This window comes from Nocardia callitridis, assembly GCF_039543305.1.
GTDB lineage: Bacteria > Actinomycetota > Actinomycetes > Mycobacteriales > Mycobacteriaceae > Nocardia > Nocardia callitridis.
Map to the genome: position 1 here is coordinate 245,331 of NZ_BAABJM010000008.1, position 20,228 is coordinate 265,558.

Consider the following 20,228-nt stretch of genomic DNA (forward strand, 5'->3'; position numbering starts at 1 on the left):
GCCAACAACCGCCGAACTCGGCTACTCCTACCGTGCGGTAGGACGTGGGCCACAATCGCTTCTGATAATGCCGAATGCCGTGGTGGGCTACGCACTCGGGGTCCCGGACTGTGCGCGCGACGGTGTTTCGCCCGGTTCAGACCCCTTGGCAATGGGCATTCGCACCGAGTTTCCCCATTCGGTCCACGATCCGTCGTAATTGCGAACCCCGGCGTATCCGAGCAAATACGTCAATACGAACCAGGTATGACTGGATCGCTCGCCGATCCTGCTGTACACGACCAGGTCGTCGGTGGCCTTCGCGTAGTTCTCGTCCAGATCGGCGCGCGAGTGGAAACGGCCGTTGCTGCCGGAAGCCTCGGTCCACGGAATGTTCAGTGCCGTAGGAATATGGCCGTCACGCAACGCCGTGTCTTGTGAATAACTGGTGAGTCGGACCGAGTCCCCTGTGTATTCCTCCGGTGAGCGCACATCCAGCAGTGGGCGGCCGAGCCGGTGCAGTACCTCTTCCCGGAACGCACGCGCGGCCCGGTCGTCGCGGGTGACTTCGGGATAATCGCTCGTGATCAGGTGCGGCGGATCGAAAGTGGTCTCGCGTGACTCGGAGATCCAGGCGTCGCGGCCGCCGTCGAGCAGTCGAACGTCTTCGTGACCGAACAGGGTGAAAACCCATAATGTGTGCGCGGCCTGCGCGTTGCCACGGTCTCCGTAGATCACCACGGTATCGTCACGTTCGATTCCTTTGGCGCGCATCAATGCGGTGAATCCGGCGCCGTCGACGTAGTCGCGGGTGACCGGATCGTTCAGATCTCCCCGCCAATCGATTCGGATGGCGCCGGGGACATGTCCGACGGCGTAGAGCAAAGTATCTTCGTTGGACTCGATGACCTTGAGTCCCTTGGCCCCGATGTTCGCCGACAGCCACTGCGTGGTTACCAGTCGGTGAGGGTGTGCGTAGGAACCGAATGCGGGATGCGGGTCCGGAGCGACGGGCACGATGTGGTCCTTCACGCGAGGTGGATGGTGACAACTGCGGTTTCGGTGCAATGGCCGATTAAATCGCACCAATATCCGATAAAGTCTCCCGGGAGGAGGGGTGAGCTATGTCCGATTCTTGGCCGCGACGACGACTGCTCGCGATCCTACGTGGCGCGAGTGAGCCGTTGGATGCCCAGGAGTTGGCTCGCGTCACCGGACAGCACGTCACCACGGTGCGGTTTCACCTCGATGTGCTCACCCGCGATTCGCTGGTACGGCAGTTCCAACAGCCGCCGCGCGGTCGCGGGCGCCCACGCATCGGGTACAGCGCGGTGCAGCGATCGATCGGCTACCTCGAACTGGCTCAGGTGCTCGCCGACCAACTCGGTGCCGACCCGCGGCGTCGATCCGAGGCCTCCGTGGCCGCGGGACGGGCATGGGGCGCCAGTATCGACGTGGGCGAGCACCGGGTCGCCTCGCTGGCCGACGCCAAGGACGTCACGATGACGCTGCTGTCGGAACTAGGCTTCGCTCCCGAACGCGACCCCGCGGGCACCACGGAGGAGCGGGTGTTGATCCGGCTCACCGCATGCCCGCTGCGCGAGCTCGCGCGCACCCACCCCGAGGTGGTGTGCGGCGTGCACCTCGGGCTCATTACCGAGGTGCTGGAGCGCAGTGGCGGACGTGGTCTGGTCGAAGCACGCCTCGACCCGTTCCTGGAACCGGAACTCTCGGTGGCACAGCTCGAGCTGTTCGCCGTGACGGGTCGGATGGCCGACGTGGCAGACACCGAGTCGACGGATGCCACCGCGGCGATGGCTGTCTCGACGGCGTCGGACAGCGCCGAGCCGCTGATGGTGCCGTCAGCGGGCCGGGTCGCCCCACAGCTGCGTAATACCGACGCCCACATCGGCAAGCAGTCGGCGCAGCAGTGGTAACCCGATTCCGATAACGCTGGAAGGGTCGCCCTCGATGCGGTCGACGAACCAGCCGCCGAGTCCGTCCAGGGTGAACGCCCCTGCCACGGCCAAGGGTTCACCGGTGGCGATGTAGGCGTCGAGTTCGTCGGGTTCCGGCTTGGCGAAATGCACCGTGGTGCTGCTGCACTCGGCGGCTTCGCCGTGAATCCGACCGTCGCGCAACCGAAGTACGCAGTGCCCGGTCAACAGATCGGCGCTGCGACCGGCCATCGCGCCCCACCGGGCACGCGCCACCTCGGGGGTGTGTGGCTTGCCTTGCAACACCCCGTCGATGAGCAGCATCGAATCACAGCCGACGACAACGCAATCGGCGGCCAACTCCGGGATCGTCGCGGCCACCGTCGCCGCCTTGGCCTTCGCCAATTCGACGACAACGACGGATGCGGCCGAAGCCGGTGGCAGCGCCGCCGCCACCGCGTCCTCGTCCACGTCGGAAACCCGAACGATCGGCTCGATGCCCGCCGACCGAAGGACCTGTCGACGGGCCGGTGACGCGGACGCGAGTACCAGTCGGGTCACGCGCCGTCAGTCGCGCTGGTGGGACAGGTGTGGAAAGGCGTAGGGCGAGAACGGCGAAGCGGTGCGGTGCAACAGCGTCGGAGCGCCCCACATGTCCGGCGGGCCGGACGGTGCCTGCGCCGGGGCGGTATTGGCCGCAGCGGTCAGCACGGCAACCAGGGCCGCGAGATCCACATCGGTCGGTGCGCCCTTGACGACCCGGAACAATTCCGTGCCGTCGGCCGCGGTGGCGGTCGTCGTCGACGAGGCGGCGGAATCGTCTGCCTTCGCGGCGGCGTCGGCGTTGTCTTGGCCCTCGGTGCCCGGGTCGACTGTGAGATCCAGTTCGACTGCGCTCAACACCTCTTGTTCTGCCACGGTCGTCACAGTGCCAGATCCTCTCTTTGCCTCGACCGGGTTTGCCCCGTGTCAGGCGTGTTCCCTATTCGATATGTCTGGTCCGGATCAGCGTGTCCGCACATCCAGTGTGCGCTCGCTACCGAGCCTATCGCTCGATCAGAGCGGGATGTTGCCGTGCTTCTTCGGCGGGAGGGTCACCATTTTGCGTTCCAGCAGTCGCAGCGCGGACACGATCTGACCGCGGGTGTGCGACGGCGGAACCACCGCGTCGACGTAACCGCGCTCGGCCGCCACATACGGATTCACGAGCGTGTCCTCGTACTCGTGCTGCAACTCGAGCCGCAGCGCATCGACGTCACCGCCGGTCTGCTCGGCTTCCTTGAGTTGCTTGCGGTAGACGAATCCGACCGCGCCGGAAGCACCCATCACGGCGATCTGGGCGGTGGGCCACGCCAGGTTCACATCGGCACCCATGTGCTTGGAACCCATGACGTCGTAGGCGCCGCCGTAGGCCTTGCGGGTGATGATCGTGATTTTGCCCACAGTGGCCTCGCCGTAGGCGTAGAGCAGCTTCGCGCCGCGCCGGATGATGCCGTTGAATTCCTGGGCGGTGCCGGGCAGGAAGCCGGGAACGTCGACCAGGGTGATGATCGGGACGTTGAACGCGTCGCAGGTGCGCACGAACCTGGCCGCCTTCTCCGAGGCGTCGATATCGAGGCAGCCGGCGAACTGGGTGGGCTGGTTGGCCACGATGCCCACGCTGCGGCCGTCGATGCGGCCGAAGCCGACGATGATGTTCATCGCGCGCTCGGCCTGCACCTCCAGGAATTCGTCGTCATCGAGCAGCCGGCGAATCACCTCGTGCATGTCATAGGGCTGGTTCGGGGAATCCGGGATCAGCGAGTCCAGTTCGAGGTCTTCCTCGGTGAGCGAGTCCTCGATGGCGCCGTCGACGGGGTCGGTGGCCGGGTAGCGCGGCGCCTCGGCGCGGTTGTTGCTCGGCAGGTACGAGAGCAGGTCTTTGACGTAGTCCAGCGCGTCCTGCTCGCCCGAGGCGACGTAGTGCGCGACACCGGACTTGACCATGTGCGTGTGCGCACCGCCGAGGTCCTCCATGGTGACGTCCTCGCCGGTGACAGTCTTGATCACGTCGGGTCCGGTGACGAACATCTGGCTGGTCTGATCGACCATCACCACGAAGTCGGTGAGCGCGGGGGAGTACACGTGCCCGCCCGCGGCCGGGCCCATGATCAGCGAGATCTGCGGGATGACGCCGGAGGCCTGGATATTGCGGTGGAAGATCTCGCCGTAGAGGCCGAGCGAGACAACGCCTTCCTGGATCCGCGCGCCCGCGCCCTCGTTGATGCCGACCAGCGGGCGACCTGTTTTGAGCGCCAGGTCCATCACCTTGACGATCTTCTCGCCGTACACCTCGCCGAGGCTGCCGCCGAAGACGGTGACGTCCTGGCTGAAGATGCAGACATCGCGGCCGTCGACCGTGCCGTAGCCGGTGACGACACCGTCGCCGAGCGGGCGGTTCTGCTCCAACCCGAAGTTGACGCTGCGGTGGCGGGCCAGGGCGTCGAGTTCGACGAACGAGCCCTCGTCCAGCAGCGCCAGAATGCGTTCGCGGGCGGTGAGCTTGCCCTTGGCGTGCACCTTGTCGACCGCGGCCTCACCCATCGGGTGTTGTGCCTCTTCCAGCCGATTCCGCAGATCAGCCAGCTTCCCGGCGGTGGTGTGGATATCGGGGGAATCCGCCGGAGGTTGCGCGGACTGCTGCTGGACACTCGTCATAAGTCCGCAGTGTAACGAGTGCCACCGTATCGTTCGAACCGAGCGGGGTGTACCGATCGGTATGCCCGTGGTGGGGAAACCGCAGGTGGGTGGGGTTGTGGTTGGCATTTCTTGCCAGGTCGGCGCGGTTTTCTGGCGGAAAATGAGTATCGCGACTCCAGGTCGCCCGGATAGCCTCGGAGCATTGGTTTTTCGAGTACCTCGGGCTTTTCCGAGTGGATCGCGGCGGGGGTTGGCGAAATGTGGGAGTGGAGCAGAGTTGTGGCGGAGCGGGCCGCGGCGACCGCGTGGACTCGTGGGGCCGGCGAACCCGGACCGACCATCGCCGAAGCCGAATTCAGCACCGAACCGGTCATTCGTGTCGACCGTGCGGCGGTTGATCATGACGAAGCCGGTCTCGATGCCGAGGCGGGTGCCACGCTAGGCGAGCATTCCGCGTGGCGCCCGCCGGGTATGCACTACGGCCTCGCCGGTTAGTCGGATCGGCGGCGCCGGGTCGGCAATCGACCCGACGCGCCGGTCGACACGGCCGCGGTTCGCGGCCGAGCGATTCGTCCGCTGCGCCGCGCAGTAGCGTTCCCCGTGTGCAACGAGAACCCCTGGATGTCGTGCGATTGCGCCGGAATCTGCTCGAGTCCCCTCGGTCGCTGTTCACGGAGTTGGACGTGGTCGAGTCGACCGGTTCGACCAACGCGGACCTGATCGCGCGTGCCGCCGACCCGGGCATAGATCACGCCGTACTGCTGTCGGAGGCGCAGGAGCAGGGTCGTGGTCGGCACGCTCGTACCTGGGTGAGTCCGCCGCGGGCACAGATCTCCATGTCGATGCTGGTGCGTTTGCCCGGCATCGCACCGGAGGCACTCGGCTGGCTGCCGTTGCTCACCGGCGTCGCGGTGGTCGACGCGCTGCGTGCGAGCGCCGGTGTCGACGCGAAACTGAAGTGGCCCAACGATGTTCTGATCGACGGTCGTAAGGTCGCCGGCATTCTCGCCGAGGTTGCCGTGAGTGGCTCGGACCCGGTCGTGGTGATCGGCGTCGGGGTGAATGTGAGCCTGACCGAATTCGAACTCCCTGTTCCACACGCTATTTCGCTCGTCATGGCAAACGAGAAGGTGGCCGATCGGACACTGATCGTCGAGTCGCTGCTCGGCGAATTCACGCGGCACTTCACCGCGTGGCGTGACACCGGCTGGGCGAGTACCGAACTCGCCGCGGCCTACCGCGCCCGCTGCGCCACTATCGGCATGCGAGTGCGCGCCGAATTGCCTGGCGGACAGTCGATCACGGGTATTGCCGACGATGTCGACCAGGCCGGGCGGTTACTCGTCGGCGAGCACGCGCTCTCGGCTGGCGACGTCACCCATCTGCGTCCCGCCACGTAGCGGCGTCACGCCGACGGATCAGGTGCTCTGCAGCTGCCCCTTCGCGGCTTGCCTGGCCAGCAGACGGTCGCGCTGCTCCTCGAACTTGACGACGTCGACGGCCAGCTTGTCGACGAACGCGGCGAGTTCGTCGCGCGCCTTCTCGCCCTCGGGGCCGAAATCGTTGCGCTCGAAGATGTTCCAGTGCTTGAGCACCGGGTTCACCACGTCGTCGAGGTGCTGGCGCAGGTCGTAGATGCCGTGCTTGGCCATGATCACACCGTTGCGCCGGAAATTGGGCATCCCGGCGCCGGGCATCACGAAGTTGGTGAGAATCCTGGTGATCGACTCCATGGCCTGATCGGGTACCAGATCCAAACCCGCGCCGCACAGCGTCCGGTAGAAGATCATGTGCAGGTTCTCGTCGGTCGCGATGCGCTGCAAGAGCCGATCCGCGACCGGGTCCTCGCAGACCTTGCCCGTATTGCGATGCGAGACACGGGTAGCCAGCTCCTGGAAGGTCACATACGCCACGTTCTCCAGGAACCCGCCCCAGTCCTCGGGTGACTGGGCGCCGTTGGTCATGTGGATCATCCTGGCCTGCTCCAAAGCGACCGGGTCGACGCCTCGGGTGACCACGAGGTAGTCGCGGATCGCGATGCCGTGACGGTTCTCCTCCGCGGTCCAGCGCCCGACCCAGGTGCCCCACACGCCGTCCTGGGAGAAGTTCTCGGCGATCTCCCGGTGATAGGAGGGCAGGTTGTCCTCGGTCAACAGGTTGGTGACCATCGCGACCTTGGCGACCTCACTCAACCGCGACTGCTCGGGCTCCCAGTCCTTGCCGCCCATCGCGGCGAAATTGCGGCCCTCGTTCCACGGCACGTAGTCGTGGGGGTGCCACTCCTTGGCCATCGACAGATGCCGATTGAGTGTCTGCTCGGCCACGGGCTCGAGTTCGGTCAGTATCTCCAACTGCGTCAGTGCTTTGGTCACGCGTTCCTCCACGGTCATATGGATCGGGGCGACGTCATTAAAGACAGAGCTATGCGCGGTCGAGCTGAGCTTGTTTCGCAACGGAGTGCGGGTACGAGCGTAACGCCGGGAAAGGCGGCGGCGTCGTCGGCGTCGGGACATCCTCGCACGGTAGGGTTCTCGCATGGGTTATCCGGAGGACGTCCTGGCGCCGGAGGAGCAGCTGGTACTCCATCGTCATCCGCATTGGAAAATGCTGTTCGTACCGATCGTGACGTTGATCGTCGCGACCGCGGTCGCCGGCTTTCTCGGGGGGTTGATCTGGCGCAAGGCGACCGAGGACACCACCCGGTCGGTGCTGCTGCTCGTGGTGCTCGCCGCGTGGTTGGTGATCGTCGGCTGGCGTTGCGTCGCACCGATTATCAGTTGGAAGACAACGCATTTCATCATTACCGACCGCAGGGTGCTGGTCCGCGAGGGCGTGATCACCCACAGCGGGATCGATATTCCGATGAGTCGGGTCTCCAGTGTCCAGTTCCGCCACGGTCTGTTCGACCGGATGCTCGGTACCGGAACGCTGGTGATCGAATCCTCGTCCACCGAACCACTGGAATACGACGACATCCCCAACGTGCAGAAGGTGCACGCGCTGCTCTACCACCAGGTTTTCGACATCGCACAGGGCAGTGGGCTCCGCGACGGCCCGCGCGACCAGCAGCGCGATTACCGGTGAACACCCGTAATCTGGCCGTATGACAGCCGTACTGCTGGCCGAGGACGACGAGGCCATCGCCGCGCCGTTGTCGCGCGCGCTCGGGCGCGAGGGATACACGGTGACCGTCGAACAGTTCGGTCCCTCGGTGTTGCGCACGGCGCTGGAGGGCGACCACGATCTGCTGATTCTCGATCTCGGCCTGCCGGGGATGGACGGGCTGGAGGTGTGCCGTCAGGTTCGGGCGCGCGGCGCCGACATCGCGGTGCTCATGCTGACCGCGCGCACCGACGAGGTGGACTTCGTCGTCGGGCTCGACGCGGGCGCCGACGACTACGTGGGTAAACCGTTCCGGCTCGCGGAATTGCTCGCCAGGGTGCGAGCGTTGCTGCGTCGCAGCGGAATCGGTGACGACGTGGTCGAGGTCGGTGGTATCCGGTTGGAGCCCGCCGCACGCAGGGTGCTGGTCAACGGGGTCGAGATCGGCTTGGCCAACAAGGAATACGAACTGCTGAAGGTGCTCATCGATCGGGCGGGTCAGGTGGTGGGGCGCGAGACCATCCTGCGCGAGGTGTGGGGCGACGCCGAACTGCGTGGTTCCAAGACGCTCGACATGCACATGTCCTGGTTGCGCAGGAAGATCGGCGACGAGGGTCCGATGGCCGAGCGACGCATCGTCACGGTGCGCGGTGTCGGCTTTCGGCTGAACACCGACTGACGTGCGGCGCAGAATTCTGCGGTCCATGCTCACCGTGCTGACCATCACCACGGTGGTGCTCGGGGTTCCGCTGGTGTACACGGCGTGGCTGTGGGTCGAGGACATCACCCGCAACGATCTGCAGACCCGCCTGGACGGGATCGCCACCGAGATCATCGCGCAGGAACACGACCGAGGCACGGTGGTCGGCGAGTTGGATATCAGGTCGGTGGCGCCGTTGGTACCCAAGGACGGCAAGCTCACCATCGTGTATCCGGCGCCGCAGGACAACGCCTCGCGGATGGATGTCGGGGTCGACGAGGTGCCCGATCCGCTGGTGGAGTCGCTGGCGATGGGCACGTCGGGGTCGCTGCGACTGGAGGTGCCCTCGGGGCCGATGCATTCCATGCAGGTGCAGGCGGTCGCGGTGGTGGCGTTGGCGGTGCTCGCCTCGTTGACGGCGGCGGTGTCGGTGGCGGTGGTCACGGCCCGGCGGGTGGCCGACCCGTTGCGCGATGTCGCCGCGCGCGCCGCGCGGCTGGCCATGGGCGACTTCCGTCCCGATCCACGCAGGCACGGAATTTCCGAGCTGGACAGGGTCTCCGATGTGCTCGATTCGGCGACCGTGGAGATTTCGGGGCGGTTGCAGCGCGAGCACGCGTTGGTGGCGGATGTCTCGCATCAGCTGCGTAGTCGCCTCACCGCGGTGCGGTTGCGGTTGGACGAGTTGTCGACCCACCGTGACCCCGAGGTGGTCGCCGAAGCCGACGAGGCGATGGCGCAGGTGGATCGGCTCACCGACGCGATCGATGATCTGGTACGCGCCGCGCGCGACGACGATGCCACCGATCGCGATCCGGTGCCGGTGATGGACGAGTTGCGCGGGGTGGTCGCCGAGTGGACGCCACCGTTCGCCGAGGCCGGTCGGACGTTGGTTTTGCTCGGGGACGAGTCGTTGAGCGCGCCGTTCACCGGTTTCCGGCTGCGCGAGGTGGTGGCGGTGCTGATCGACAATGCGCTGATGCACGGCGGGGGCACCTGCACTGTGTCGGTGCGCACGGTGCGGCCGGGTGCCGACCGTGAGCCGCTGGTGTGTGTCGAGGTCGCCGACGAGGGCGACGGTATACGGGACGAACTGGCGCCACACATCTTCGATCGCGGGTTCTCCGCGGGCGGGTCCACCGGCGTCGGTTTGGCGTTGGCGAGGGCGTTGGTGGAGGCCGACGGTGGACGCTTGGAGTTGCAGCGCCGCAGGCCCGCGTTGTTCGCGGTCTTTCTCGGTTCGTCGGTGTATCGGTCGCAGAGCGCGGCGACGGTCACCGAGCCGCGATGAGCGCGGTTCAGCCCTTACCGAATTCCTCTTCGACGAGTTCTTCGAATTCGCTGGAGATTTCGTCCATTTGGTCCGGGAAAACCCAGCGCCGCATCGCCCAGAAGCGAAATCCCATCTGGAGCAGGTTGCCGATGATGAAGGCGCTGATGAAGTCGGCGACGTTCTCGACGGTGAAACTCACGTTGGGCTGGCGCAGGTCGAACACGTAACTCGACACCCACAGCGGGGTGAAGGCGAGTACCACACCGATGCCGCTGACCACGAAGAACAGCAGTGCCTCGTGGGCGCGTTCGCGGCCGCCTCGGTTCTTGAACGACCACTCGCGGTTGAGGATGTAAGACGCGATCACCGCGATCACGCTGGAAATGATCTTGGCGGTTACCGGCTTCTCCGCGAGGACCGTCCATTTCAGGATGTAGAAGATGCCGCTGTCGATCACGAACGTGGTGGCGCCGACGATGGCGAACTTGATGAGTTCGCGGTTGCGGTAAGCGATGTGTTGCAGCGGCTTCGGGAGCGCGCTGACCACGCTGTCGACGAATGACACAAGACCGGAGTGTACCGGTACCAGGCATTTGCGCCGGACGTGACAATATTGGCAAGCGTGAGACAGCCAATCTTCGACACCGAGGCCCCACGCGGGTGTACACCGTTCGCAGGAGGGATCGCGTCGTGAGCGTGCGATCCTTCGACCCCTCCTCGATGCCGACGGTGGCCATGGTCGGTGGTGGGCAGCTGGCACGGATGACCCACCAGGCGGCGATCGCGTTGGGGCAACGCCTGCGGGTGCTGGCCGCGGATCTCGATGACCCCGCCGCGCAGGTCACGCCCGACGTGGTGCTGGGTAGCCACACCGATCTGGCGGCGTTGCGCAAAGTGGCTATCGGCTCGCACGCGTTGACCTTCGACCACGAGCATGTGCCGACCGAACACCTCGAGGCGCTGGTCGCCGAGGGGGTGAATGTGCAGCCGCCGCCGCAGGCCCTTGTCTACGCGCAGGACAAGTTGGCGATGCGCAGGCGACTGTCCGAGCTCGGCGTGCCTGTTCCGGCCTTCGCGCCGGTGGCTACGGTCGCCGACGCGGTGGCGTTCGGTGTCGAGCACGAGTGGCGCGTGGTGCTCAAGGCGGTGCGCGGCGGATACGACGGGCGCGGTGTGTGGATGCCGGAGTCCGAGGAGGTCGCGGCGGCGATCGTGAAAGAGCAGCTGGAGCAGGGTGTTTCGCTGCTGGTGGAGGCGAAGGTCGACCTGCGCAGGGAACTGTCGGCGATGGTGGCGCGCTCCCCGTTCGGTCAGGCGGCGACCTGGCCGGTGGTGGAGACCGTGCAGCGCGCGGGACAGTGTGCGGTGGTGATCGCACCCGCCCCCGAGCTTTCCGACGATCTGGCGACCGAAGCCGAGACCTTGGCGTTGAATCTCGCGCGGGAACTCGGTGCGGTCGGTGCGATGGCGGTGGAGCTGTTCGAGACGCGCGACGGCGCGTTGCTGGTGAACGAGTTGGCGATGCGACCGCACAATTCCGGGCACTGGGGGATGGACGGCGCGCGCACCGGCCAGTTCGAGCAGCATGTGCGGGCAGTGCTGGATTACCCGCTCGGTTCGACCGAGCCGTTGGCGCCGGTGGTGGTGATGGCCAATATCCTCGGTGCGCCGTCGGCGCCGGAGATGTCGATGGACGAGCGGCTGCACCATTTGTTCGCCAGGTTGCCCGAGGCGAAGGTGCATCTGTATGGCAAGGGGGAGCGTAAGGACCGCAAGATCGGCCACGTGAATGTGCTCGGCGCCGATGTGGCCGTGGTGCGCGAGCAGGCCGAGCGTGCGGCGCATTGGATGTCGCACGCGATATGGACGGATGGATGGGACCCACATGAGTGAACCTCGAGTCGGCCTGATCATGGGTAGTGATTCGGACTGGCCGACGATGGAGGCCGCCGCGGAAGCGTTGGCGGAGTTCGGTGTTCGGTTCGAAGTGGGTGTGGTTTCCGCACACAGGACCCCGCAGCGCATGCTCGATTACGCCACGGACGCCGCCGGTCGCGGCCTGAAGGTGATCATCGCGGGCGCGGGCGGCGCCGCCCACCTCCCCGGCATGGTCGCCTCGGCCACCCCACTCCCGGTAATCGGCGTCCCTGTCCCCTTGAAGTACCTCGACGGCATGGACTCCCTGCTGTCCATCGTCCAGATGCCCGCGGGCGTCCCCGTCGCCACCGTCTCCATCGGCGGCGCCCGCAACGCGGGCCTGCTGGCCGTCCGCATCCTCGCCACCACCGACGAGCCCTTGCGCACCCGTATGGAACGCTTCCAAGCCGACCTTGCCGACATGGTGACCGACAAGGACAACGCCTTGCGTGCCAAGCTGCTGGGCTGAGGTGAGCGCGCGGACGACCTGCGCGGCGTAGCACCGAGCAGCGCTGCTGGGAATGATGGACAGTTTCGATCTGGTCTATTCGGGTCAGAATGTGGCCCGAACCAACCGGTGCTAATTTCGCTGGTATCGCCGCCCTATCGAGGTGGGGTTGGAAGTAAGCCGTGGGATCACTCGCCGGAGACGAGGCCCACGGCTTGCGTCATTCAGGGGGCCGCTCGGATTCAGATCGCGTTGATGTCGACCAAACCGCCGAGGGTCTGCGGATAGTCAGGATTCCGATGTGCTGCTGCACGTGCGCATCGGGCCCCGAGGCGCGGGAGGTCGGTCGGTGTGATCAGGCGCCGAGTTCCTGGCCGAGACGTGTGAGTTCGTCAGCGGCGGAGGCGCTTTCGGTGTCGCTTTGTTGCCGGTACTTCTTTACATCGCCGTATCGGATGCGGCGATGCCTGTCGGTCTGTCTGTAGGGAATGTCGCCTGACTCGAGTAGTCCGACCAGGTAAGGGGGCGACACGTTGAGCACGTCTGCCGCCCGCTGTGCCGTGAGCTCGGTGTGTGCGGACACGAGGGTTACTTCGCAATGGTCGATGCGGTTACTCGAAGTGGGGACGCGGGTAGGGCGCGGGGATCGCTACGGTGGAGCTGTGACTACCGGCGATATTGCCCGTACGCGCGGCGGGGACGGTACCGCGCAATTTCGGTTGACCGTGGTGGATCAGGCGTTGCGGTTGTTCGCGGACAAGGGGTATGAGGCGACGACGGTCGATGAGATCGCGGAGGCGGCCGGGATCTCGCGGCGGACGTTCTTTCGACAGTTCCGGTCGAAGGAGGACGTGATCTTCGCCGATCACGAATCGCAGCTGAGTCAGGCCGCGGAGTTTCTCGATGCGCCGCACGAGGATCCGTGGGAGGCGGTGTGCATCGCGGTGGTGCAGGTGTTCGAGCGGTTCACGCAATGGCGCGAGATCGCCGCGCGGCGGTATCAGGTGGTGCGGCAGGTGCCCGCGCTGCGGGAGCGGGAGATCGTGACGGTGTTCCGCTACGAGCGGTTGTTCACCGACTACCTGCGTGCGCGGCTGCCCGAGGTGCCGGATCTGACACGGGTGCAGTTCGCGGCGTCCGTCACCGCGACCCACAATTACCTGTTGCGCAGGATGGTGCGCGCGGAGACCGACGCGGGTGCGGTGGATCTACGGGCGGAGCTGGCGGCGATTCCGCGCGGTGTGCGTCATCGTGCCGACGCCGACGATCTGGTGTTGGCGGTGTTCCCGCGCGATACGCCGCCCAGGCAAGTCGCCGACCTGCTCGCGCGCAAGCTCGGTACCCTGTGAGCTACCAGGAACTAGCACGGTATTGACACCCAGTGCCATCGAGTATCGGCACGTGGTTGCGGAACAAGGCGTATGCTCTGCGTTGATGTGGCACCGAGTGCCGACACCTGACTGCTGACATGTGACGACGACCAGGAGTGAGCCCCATGGCGGGAAACCCGGATTTCGATCTGTTCAAGCTCGAGGACTTCCACGACGAACTACGCCAGGCCATCCGTGGGCTCGCGGAGAAGGAAATCGCGCCGTACGCCAAGGACGTCGACGGCGACGCGCGCTTTCCCGAGGAGGCACTCGGTGCCCTCAACGCCGCCGGCTTCAACGCCGTGCACGTGCCCGACAGCTACGGCGGCCAGGGCGCGGACTCGGTGGCCACCTGCATCGTGATCGAAGAGGTTGCCCGCGTCTGCGGTTCGTCGTCGCTGATTCCCGCCGTCAACAAGCTCGGCACCATGGGTCTGATCCTCAACGGTTCCGAGGAACTGAAGCAGAAGGTGCTGCCCGACATCGTCAACGGTGAGATGGCCTCCTACGCGCTGTCGGAGCGCGAGGCCGGTTCCGACGCCGCGAGCATGCGCACCCGCGCCAAGCAGGACGGCGACGACTGGGTGCTCAACGGCTCGAAGTGTTGGATCACCAACGGCGGCAAGTCTTCCTGGTACACCGTGATGGCGGTGAACGACCCCGACAAGGGTTCCAACGGTATTTCCGCGTTCCTGGTGCACAAGGACGACGAAGGCTTCGTGGTCGGCCCGCTGGAACACAAGCTCGGCATCAAGGGCTCGCCGACGGCGGAGCTGTACTTCGAGAACTGCCGCATCCCCGGCGACCGCATCGTCGGCGAGCCCGGCACCGGCTTCAAGACCGCACTGCAAACCCTCGACCACACCCGCCCGACCATCGGCGCGCAGGCCGTCGGCCTCGCCCAGGGCGCGCTGGACGCGGCGATCGCCTACACCAAGGAGCGTAAGCAGTTCGGCACCGCGATCTCGAACTTCCAGAACACCCAGTTCATGCTCGCCGACATGGCGATGAAGATCGAGGCCGCCCGCTTGATGGTCTACACCTCGGCTGCCCGCGCCGAACGCGGCGAGAAGAACCTCGGCTTCATCTCCGCCGCCGCCAAGTGCTTCGCCTCCGATGTGGCGATGGAGGTCACCACCAACGCGGTGCAGCTGTTCGGCGGCGCCGGTTACACCACCGACTTCCCGGTGGAACGCATGATGCGCGACGCCAAGATCACCCAGATCTACGAGGGCACCAACCAGGTCCAGCGCGTGGTCATGAGCCGCGCGCTGCTCAAGGGCTGAACCTCACCGGGCTCGGTCGCGTCGAACGGTGATCCGAGACAGTTCCTCTCGGGTTGCCGGGCGGTGGCCGGTGCGGGGAAGTCGTGGCGGCTGGCATCGGTTACGGTCGGTCCATGGGCGCGGGTGAATTGTCCGAGGACGAGTACCTCGAGACCCTGGGGAAAGAGCGGCGGCGGTATGCGTGGGTGCTGGAGCGGTATCTCGGGAAGACCGCGGCGGCGGCGCATGCGGAGGCGTTGCGGTTCTACGAGTACGAGCCGCCGGATGTCGCGAACCGTGGCCTGGTCTTTCATAACGATGCGTGGCATTGGGCGTTGCTCGGGTTGCCGGGTGGGTCGTATTGGCAGACGCACCCGGAGTGGGAGCGCCCTGGCGACGAGTACTTCGACGTCGAGTAGCTGGTCGCCGATCCGTAGCTGGGCCGTTGTGCGTTCGGAGACAACGGCTTTCCCGATGGCATGACCCGTTTTCGGTCAACTGTGAGGGTTCCTGTTCGACGCGCTGTGCACGTTGTGAGCTCGCCTGAGCTGTGCCGATTCGGGCACCGAATGCGGGCGCATGGGGTTTCATCGCCACGTTCGATGTGGTGAAGGGATGAAACGCATGCGGGTTCGGCGGACGCCGTTGTCGGTCGTGTCGTTGGCGCTCGCGGCCGGTGTCGTCGGAGCCTCGGTGAGCGTTCCGGTAGTGAACGCCGAGCCGGGTGGCAGAACCGAATCGGTGTACGAATCGTCCTCGCCGGTGTCGTCGGTGGTGTCGTCGGTGGTCACCTTGTCGGTGCCGCTTCCGGCGAGCGCCCCACCGCACCCTTCGGCCTGTGACACCCTTTCCTACCTGCGGTGGCGTTCGGCCGACGGCCCGGATTCCGCCGCTGACGCCGACCGGGTGCTGGTGGCACAACCCGGTGTCTTCGAGGGTGCTGGCGCGTTCGACAGCGTCGCGCGTAATACTGTCGCCAGCGCAGCCGAACAGGGAAAACACATCGAGTTCTGGGCGTTGGATCGCCGCTCGAATTGCCTCGAGGACCACACCGGAGTGCAGGCTGCGCTGGGCAACGGATCGTTCGACACCGCCACCGACTACTACTTCCGCGACGGCGAGGCAGACGGCCGTCGCTTCGCCGGTTATGCCGAAGGCGCGCAGACGGATTGGCTGCGTGACCAGGGGCTCGAACAAACCCTCCGCGACGAATACGACATCCTGCGGCTGGAGTTCCCCGACCAGGCCGTGCGCAAGCAGAAGGTGCTGTGCGGCGGACATTCGTTGGGCGGCTTCGTCACCGGGTACTTCGCCGAATGGGATTTCGACGGCGACCCCGCCACCACCGACGACGCCGGATACAACCAGTGTTCGGGTTACTTCGCGCTGGACACCTCGATCAAGTCCGGCCTCGGCGTGCGTGGCGTCAGCTTCCCCGAATTGCCCGCACCGCTGGCGGGCGTGGTGGAAAACGGTTCGCTCGCACTGGATACGGCGATGCCGGTGTTGCGCTTGCCCGCGGTGATCAACCCGGAGACCACGAACCTGCTCGCACTGGCCGGTCTCGCGGCGCGGCTGCGACCCGAGGAGACCAACGACCTCGTGCGTCGGTTGCCGGAGAACTTGAATATCACCGGGACGCTGCGCACGCTGCTTTCCCAGGACCTGGGGATGTTCGCGACCGGGAATCCCGATGTGCGGCAACTGAACGCGAGCAACCAGGCGGTGCTCGGCGCGATCTTGGACGACAATTCGCAACCGCTGGGTTTCCTACAGGCCAGCGTCGGATTCGTCGGCGGCGGGCCGGTCGGTCCCAAGACCTTCCCGGTGCCCGACGCCATCGCCCGAAGCCGCCTGGCGATGGGCGGATTCGGTGACGCGCCGAAGGTTTCGCCGACGAGGTTCGACCAGGACACCGTATATCGCTGGCTGGACTACAACGATCCCGCGATCGCCGATTCCGGCCCGTACACCGAGCCGGGTAGCGAGGTCACATCCATCGATGAGCTGGCCCGCAGCCTGACCGAGCCGCCGCTGGACTTCACCGAGTGGTATTTCCCTTCGCGGCTGACGCTGGATCTGCAACAGAAGACGGCACCGTCGTTCGCCCACAACCACATTCATCGCGACGGTGTGAACCAGAACCCGATCATCAGCTTCCGCAGCAGCGGTGGGATTCCTGTCGCGGATTCCGGAAACCCGCGCGACGAGGTGATCGAGCTACCCGGTTACAACCACCTCGACGTGCTCACCGCCGCAGCGCGCCAGAACAACGGTCGCCCCGAGGTGGTTTCCACCCGGTTGGCCGATTTCGCTACCGGTCACTGAGACCGGTCGGCCGGAGTGGCGCGGCACGAGTCATTGCCGCACGGCTCCGGTGCACACAATGTCGGAGGCAGCGCCGGAGGGAGGGGACCGGCGCTACTTCCGGCGTTGCCACGCCTGCGCGACGTCATTCAGGTTCCACCACGAAACATAGTGGGCGTCCGATGATTTCAATGACCACGCCGAGTCGAGTCGAGCGAAGAACCCGTCGTCACCGGTCTTACCGCCGTGCGGTTCGCCGAGAAAGACCAGCCGCTCGCCGCCCGCCTGTTCGAACTCGTGCAGCGCGCGCGAGGCCATCGGATCACCCCAGCCGGGTGGCCAGCACAGCAACAAGACGCGGTCTGCGAGCGGTTGTTTCGCGAACTCCGTCAGATCGCCGACGTGCTGCCAGGCCTGGGGTTGCCCCGCCGCCCGCGGGAACGACGGGTTCGACGTCGTGTCCGGCGGCTCGGCGTCGTACGCCGCTGTGGTGACACCGATTCGAGTCAGCTGGCGGGCGAGGTAACCACGACCGGCACCGAGTTCCACCACCTCGGCACCGTCGGCGAATTCGGCGACCCAGTCCAAGGTTTCGGGTGCGGGGATCGCGTAGGCGTACGCCGTTTGCAGGATCGTCTGCGCGAAGGCGAGACGTGCGCTTCCGCGCGGTCGACCGCCGTTGACCACGCGGCGCGCACCGTCGTCGCCAACCGAGGGCGCGACGATGTCCCAGTACGGATTCTCGGACGCACCCCCGGTGAGGTAATGCACCAACCGCAGGTCGAACGCGGCATCGGCGCTCTCGTCGCCGGTCCCCGGCAGTCTCGGCGCGGCATCCAGGTACTCGGCGACCCTCGGATAACGCGTGCGCAGTAGATGCTCGTCGCCGAGTAGTTCGGCGAGTTCGCCGCGGCGTTCGGTAGATAGCACGAAGTCGGCCATGGCTCGATTGTCACCCGTCGGAGTGCTTTTCGAGCGAGGATCGGCCGCGGTGGTCAGCGCACTGCGGTGCGGGCGCACCACGCGATCGATGCGCGACACCGCCGACCCGGTATAGCGAACTCCGCCGACCCCGGCGTGAGTGCCGTGCTTGCCGGGTGGCGGCGTCGACATGATCGACTGCTGGTCGCGATCTGAGGAATAATTCTGACGCGTCCGATATCGCGTTGCACGACAACGGTTTTCATCGATCAGTCCGCCGTTGGAGCAGGTCGCGACAGTGACCCGCCCGCTACTCGATCGGCTGTCGGTTCGCCGTGACGATCTGAGCGGTGAGCAGAGCGGCGCCGACGACGGCGAGCACGATGCCGAGTACCGGCTGATAATCCTGCGCCCAGGCCAACAATATGAATTGCATCAGTTCGAGCAGCAGCGACCCGATGCCGAAGGCGCACAGCCAGATACCAGCGATCGATGCCCCTTGCATCGAATTTCTGTCCGGGACAGTAGCTTCGGTGGCCGATGCTTGTCCGGTCGCGGCGACCGGCCGCCGGTGTCAGGCGACCAGGTCGGCGTACTCGCGGTGTTCGACGATGTACTTGTCGACGTACCAGCAGGTCGGGATGACCGCGAACCCGGCGTTCTTGGAATCGTGCAAGCCGAACTCCACGACCTGGGCGGCGACGCCGCGACCTCGGAACTCGGGGAAGGTCATGGTGTGCTGGAAGTCGCGCACCTTCGGGTCCTCGCGTTCGGCGTAGTCGACGTAGCCCGCGAGGACGTCGTCGAGGTAGATCTCGAAACGGGTATCCGCGACATTGTGCTCGAGCCTGGTGGTCATAGTTCGGTAGAACCCCTGTCCTGGCGAGAATGTTCCTGATTTCGAGGTGGGCGGGTCGCGTGGGTGCTCAGAGCACCGCGCCGGGGTTGAGGATGCCATGCGGGTCGAGTGCGTCCTTGATGCGCTGCGAGACGGCGAGTACCTCGGGCCCGAGCTGGTCGACCAGCCATGGCTTCTTCAGACGGCCAACGCCGTGCTCACCGGTGATGGTGCCGCCGAGCTCGATGGCCAGGTGCATGATCTCGCCGAACGCCTCGTGTGCGCGTGCGGTCTGCGCGGGGTCGGTGGGGTCGTGCACGATCAGTGGGTGGGTATTGCCATCACCCGCGTGCGCGATCAGCGACACCGTCACCTCGTGCCGCTGCGCGATGGCTTCGATGCCGGTGACCAGGTCGCCGAGGCGGGGCAGCGGGACGCCGACGTCCTCGAGCAGGAGCGCACCCAGCCGTTCGACCGCGGGGATGGCGAAGCGCCGCGCCGCGGTGAACGCCTCGCCCTCCTCGAGGTCTTCGGTATGGAAAACCTCGGTGGCTCCGGCCTTTTCGCACGCCTCGACCATGAGCTCGGCCTCACGTAACGCGAACTGGCCCGGTGCGTCGGAACGGGCGATGAGTAGGGCCGCGGCGTTGCGGTCCAAACCCATCCGCATCTCGTCCTCCACCGCGTTGATGGTGACGGAGTCCATGAATTCGAGCATCGAGGGACGCAGCTCGCCGGTGATGGCGAGGATCGCCTCGACCGCGCCCGCCAACGTGGCGAAACCGGCCACGACCGTGCTCTGCGGCGGCTGTGCGGGCAGCAGCCGCAAGGTGAGTTCGGTGAAGACGCCGAGGGTTCCCTCGCTGCCGATGAACAGCTTGGTGAGCGAAAGCCCCGCCGAATCCTTGAGGCGAGGTCCGCCGAGGCGCAGCACGGTGCCGTCGGCGAGGACCACTTCGGCACCCAGGATGTAATCGGTGGTGACACCGTATTTCACGCAGCACAACCCGCCCGCGTTGGTGGCCGCGTTCCCGCCGATCGAGCAGATCTCGAACGACGAAGGGTCGGGCGGATACCACAGGCCGTGCTCGGCCACGGCCCGCTTGACCTCGGCGTTCATCAGTCCTGGTTGCACGATCGCGGTCCTGGTGACCGGGTCGACGGTGATCGCGCGCATGCGTTCGGTGCTCAACATCAGGCAACCGTCGACCGCCGTCGCGCCGCCGGACAGGCCGGAGCCCGCGCCACGCGGGATCACCCCGATGTGGCGTTCGTGCGCCCAGCGCAGGGTCGTGGCCACGTCGTCGGTGCTGTTCGCGCGCACCACCGCGACGGGTGTGCCCGCGTCGGGATCGTTGGCGTGGTCCTGTCGGTAGCTCGCGAGCAGGTCGGCGTCGGTGATCACCGTGCCGTCGGGAAGGAGATCGATCAACTCATGCAGATCCACGCCATCCACGCTAGCTGGCGGGGTGCCCGGTCGTGGCGTACTCGG

General features: G+C 66.1%; 23 protein-coding genes. 12 read left to right on the top strand and 11 right to left on the bottom strand.

The features are described from left to right. Window positions 1–87 precede the first annotated feature (87 nt). Window positions 88–996 (bottom strand): sulfurtransferase, encoded by a 909-nt coding sequence (locus ABEA50_RS28730; RefSeq protein ID WP_345499448.1) that lies wholly within the window; start codon window positions 994–996, stop codon window positions 88–90. 107 nt (window positions 997–1,103) lie between these two features. On the opposite strand from ABEA50_RS28730, the gene ABEA50_RS28735 reads away from it, so the two are divergent. Beyond that, entirely contained in the window at window positions 1,104–1,916 is an 813-nt protein-coding gene (locus tag ABEA50_RS28735; RefSeq protein ID WP_345499449.1) for a helix-turn-helix transcriptional regulator, read from the top strand. Here the strand turns inward: ABEA50_RS28735 and ABEA50_RS28740 are convergent. From ABEA50_RS28740 to ABEA50_RS28750, 3 genes are all read right to left on the bottom strand, one after another. Then, the gene (locus ABEA50_RS28740; RefSeq protein ID WP_345499450.1) at window positions 1,842–2,477 is read right to left on the bottom strand and encodes a Maf family protein; all 636 of its coding nucleotides are present in this window, start codon (window positions 2,475–2,477) and stop codon (window positions 1,842–1,844) included. The two genes, ABEA50_RS28735 and ABEA50_RS28740, sit on opposite strands and share 75 nt — an antisense overlap. Window positions 2,478–2,483: 6 nt before the next feature. Then, on the bottom strand, window positions 2,484–2,843 hold the full coding sequence (locus ABEA50_RS28745) for an acyl-CoA carboxylase epsilon subunit (RefSeq protein ID WP_345499451.1): 360 nt from the start codon (window positions 2,841–2,843) through the stop codon (window positions 2,484–2,486). Between the two features lie 129 nt (window positions 2,844–2,972). Further along, the gene (locus ABEA50_RS28750; RefSeq protein WP_345499452.1) at window positions 2,973–4,613 is read right to left on the bottom strand and encodes an acyl-CoA carboxylase subunit beta; all 1,641 of its coding nucleotides are present in this window, start codon (window positions 4,611–4,613) and stop codon (window positions 2,973–2,975) included. A gap of 261 nt (window positions 4,614–4,874) precedes the next feature. Here ABEA50_RS28750 and ABEA50_RS28755 point away from each other — a divergent pair, with 261 nt between their 5' ends. Together ABEA50_RS28755 and ABEA50_RS28760 are read left to right on the top strand one after the other, a co-directional pair. Next, a complete protein-coding gene (locus ABEA50_RS28755; protein ID WP_345499454.1) occupies window positions 4,875–5,090 on the top strand; it encodes a hypothetical protein in 216 nt (71 codons plus the stop codon). Window positions 5,091–5,197: 107 nt separating this feature from the next. Continuing rightward, window positions 5,198–5,995, top strand: a complete 798-nt coding sequence (locus tag ABEA50_RS28760; protein WP_425577733.1) for a biotin--[acetyl-CoA-carboxylase] ligase — start codon at window positions 5,198–5,200, stop codon at window positions 5,993–5,995. 18 nt (window positions 5,996–6,013) lie between these two features. Here ABEA50_RS28760 and ABEA50_RS28765 read toward each other — a convergent pair whose 3' ends face one another. After that, window positions 6,014–6,967, bottom strand: coding sequence for an acyl-ACP desaturase (locus tag ABEA50_RS28765; RefSeq protein ID WP_345499455.1), 954 nt, complete (start codon window positions 6,965–6,967; stop codon window positions 6,014–6,016). 163 nt (window positions 6,968–7,130) lie between these two features. On the opposite strand from ABEA50_RS28765, the gene ABEA50_RS28770 reads away from it, so the two are divergent. The 3 genes from ABEA50_RS28770 to ABEA50_RS28780 are packed head-to-tail and all read left to right on the top strand — an operon-like array spanning window position 7,131 to window position 9,688. Further along, window positions 7,131–7,679, top strand: a complete 549-nt coding sequence (locus ABEA50_RS28770) for a PH domain-containing protein (protein WP_345499457.1) — start codon at window positions 7,131–7,133, stop codon at window positions 7,677–7,679. 19 nt (window positions 7,680–7,698) lie between these two features. Continuing rightward, complete coding sequence (locus ABEA50_RS28775) at window positions 7,699–8,376, top strand: response regulator transcription factor (protein ID WP_345499459.1); 678 nt, start codon at window positions 7,699–7,701, stop codon at window positions 8,374–8,376. 1 nt (window position 8,377) lies between these two features. After that, entirely contained in the window at window positions 8,378–9,688 is a 1,311-nt protein-coding gene (locus ABEA50_RS28780; RefSeq protein WP_345499461.1) for a sensor histidine kinase, read from the top strand. Window positions 9,689–9,695: 7 nt separating this feature from the next. Here the strand turns inward: ABEA50_RS28780 and ABEA50_RS28785 are convergent, their stop codons facing one another. Continuing rightward, window positions 9,696–10,235, bottom strand: coding sequence for a GtrA family protein (locus tag ABEA50_RS28785; protein ID WP_345499462.1), 540 nt, complete (start codon window positions 10,233–10,235; stop codon window positions 9,696–9,698). A 155-nt stretch (window positions 10,236–10,390) separates the two neighbouring features. Here ABEA50_RS28785 and ABEA50_RS28790 point away from each other — a divergent pair, with 155 nt between their 5' ends. Next, window positions 10,391–11,563: a 5-(carboxyamino)imidazole ribonucleotide synthase gene (locus tag ABEA50_RS28790; RefSeq protein ID WP_345499572.1), complete on the top strand. Its 1,173-nt coding sequence runs from the start codon at window positions 10,391–10,393 to the stop codon at window positions 11,561–11,563. After that, window positions 11,556–12,056, top strand: a complete 501-nt coding sequence (gene purE, locus ABEA50_RS28795; protein WP_345499463.1) for a 5-(carboxyamino)imidazole ribonucleotide mutase — start codon at window positions 11,556–11,558, stop codon at window positions 12,054–12,056. Before ABEA50_RS28790 ends, purE begins: the two co-directional genes overlap by 8 nt. 334 nt (window positions 12,057–12,390) lie before the next feature. Here the strand turns inward: purE and ABEA50_RS28800 are convergent, their stop codons facing one another. Continuing rightward, window positions 12,391–12,618 carry an excisionase family DNA-binding protein gene (locus ABEA50_RS28800; RefSeq protein ID WP_345499464.1) on the bottom strand — a complete coding sequence of 76 codons (228 nt, stop codon included), beginning with the start codon at window positions 12,616–12,618 and terminating at the stop codon, window positions 12,391–12,393. 79 nt (window positions 12,619–12,697) lie between these two features. Between ABEA50_RS28800 and ABEA50_RS28805 the strand changes: the two genes are divergently transcribed. The 4 genes from ABEA50_RS28805 (at window position 12,698) to ABEA50_RS28820 (ending at window position 16,998) form a co-directional block, all read left to right on the top strand. Beyond that, the gene (locus ABEA50_RS28805; protein ID WP_345499466.1) at window positions 12,698–13,384 is read left to right on the top strand and encodes a TetR family transcriptional regulator; all 687 of its coding nucleotides are present in this window, start codon (window positions 12,698–12,700) and stop codon (window positions 13,382–13,384) included. A gap of 146 nt (window positions 13,385–13,530) precedes the next feature. After that, window positions 13,531–14,691, top strand: coding sequence for an acyl-CoA dehydrogenase (locus ABEA50_RS28810; protein WP_345499468.1), 1,161 nt, complete (start codon window positions 13,531–13,533; stop codon window positions 14,689–14,691). Window positions 14,692–14,804: 113 nt separating this feature from the next. Next, window positions 14,805–15,089 (top strand): hypothetical protein, encoded by a 285-nt coding sequence (locus ABEA50_RS28815; RefSeq protein WP_345499470.1) that lies wholly within the window; start codon window positions 14,805–14,807, stop codon window positions 15,087–15,089. A gap of 205 nt (window positions 15,090–15,294) precedes the next feature. After that, window positions 15,295–16,998 (top strand): hypothetical protein, encoded by a 1,704-nt coding sequence (locus ABEA50_RS28820; RefSeq protein WP_345499472.1) that lies wholly within the window; start codon window positions 15,295–15,297, stop codon window positions 16,996–16,998. A 93-nt stretch (window positions 16,999–17,091) separates the two neighbouring features. Here ABEA50_RS28820 and ABEA50_RS28825 read toward each other — a convergent pair whose 3' ends face one another. The 4 genes from ABEA50_RS28825 to ABEA50_RS28840 form a co-directional block, all read right to left on the bottom strand. Next, window positions 17,092–18,090 carry a hypothetical protein gene (locus ABEA50_RS28825; protein ID WP_345499474.1) on the bottom strand — a complete coding sequence of 333 codons (999 nt, stop codon included), beginning with the start codon at window positions 18,088–18,090 and terminating at the stop codon, window positions 17,092–17,094. A 118-nt stretch (window positions 18,091–18,208) separates the two neighbouring features. After that, window positions 18,209–18,403, bottom strand: a complete 195-nt coding sequence (locus ABEA50_RS28830) for a hypothetical protein (RefSeq protein WP_345499476.1) — start codon at window positions 18,401–18,403, stop codon at window positions 18,209–18,211. A gap of 69 nt (window positions 18,404–18,472) precedes the next feature. Then, window positions 18,473–18,757, bottom strand: a complete 285-nt coding sequence (locus ABEA50_RS28835) for a GNAT family N-acetyltransferase (protein WP_345499477.1) — start codon at window positions 18,755–18,757, stop codon at window positions 18,473–18,475. A 67-nt stretch (window positions 18,758–18,824) separates the two neighbouring features. Beyond that, window positions 18,825–20,192: an FAD-binding oxidoreductase gene (locus ABEA50_RS28840; RefSeq protein ID WP_425577734.1), complete on the bottom strand. Its 1,368-nt coding sequence runs from the start codon at window positions 20,190–20,192 to the stop codon at window positions 18,825–18,827. Window positions 20,193–20,228 lie beyond the last annotated feature (36 nt).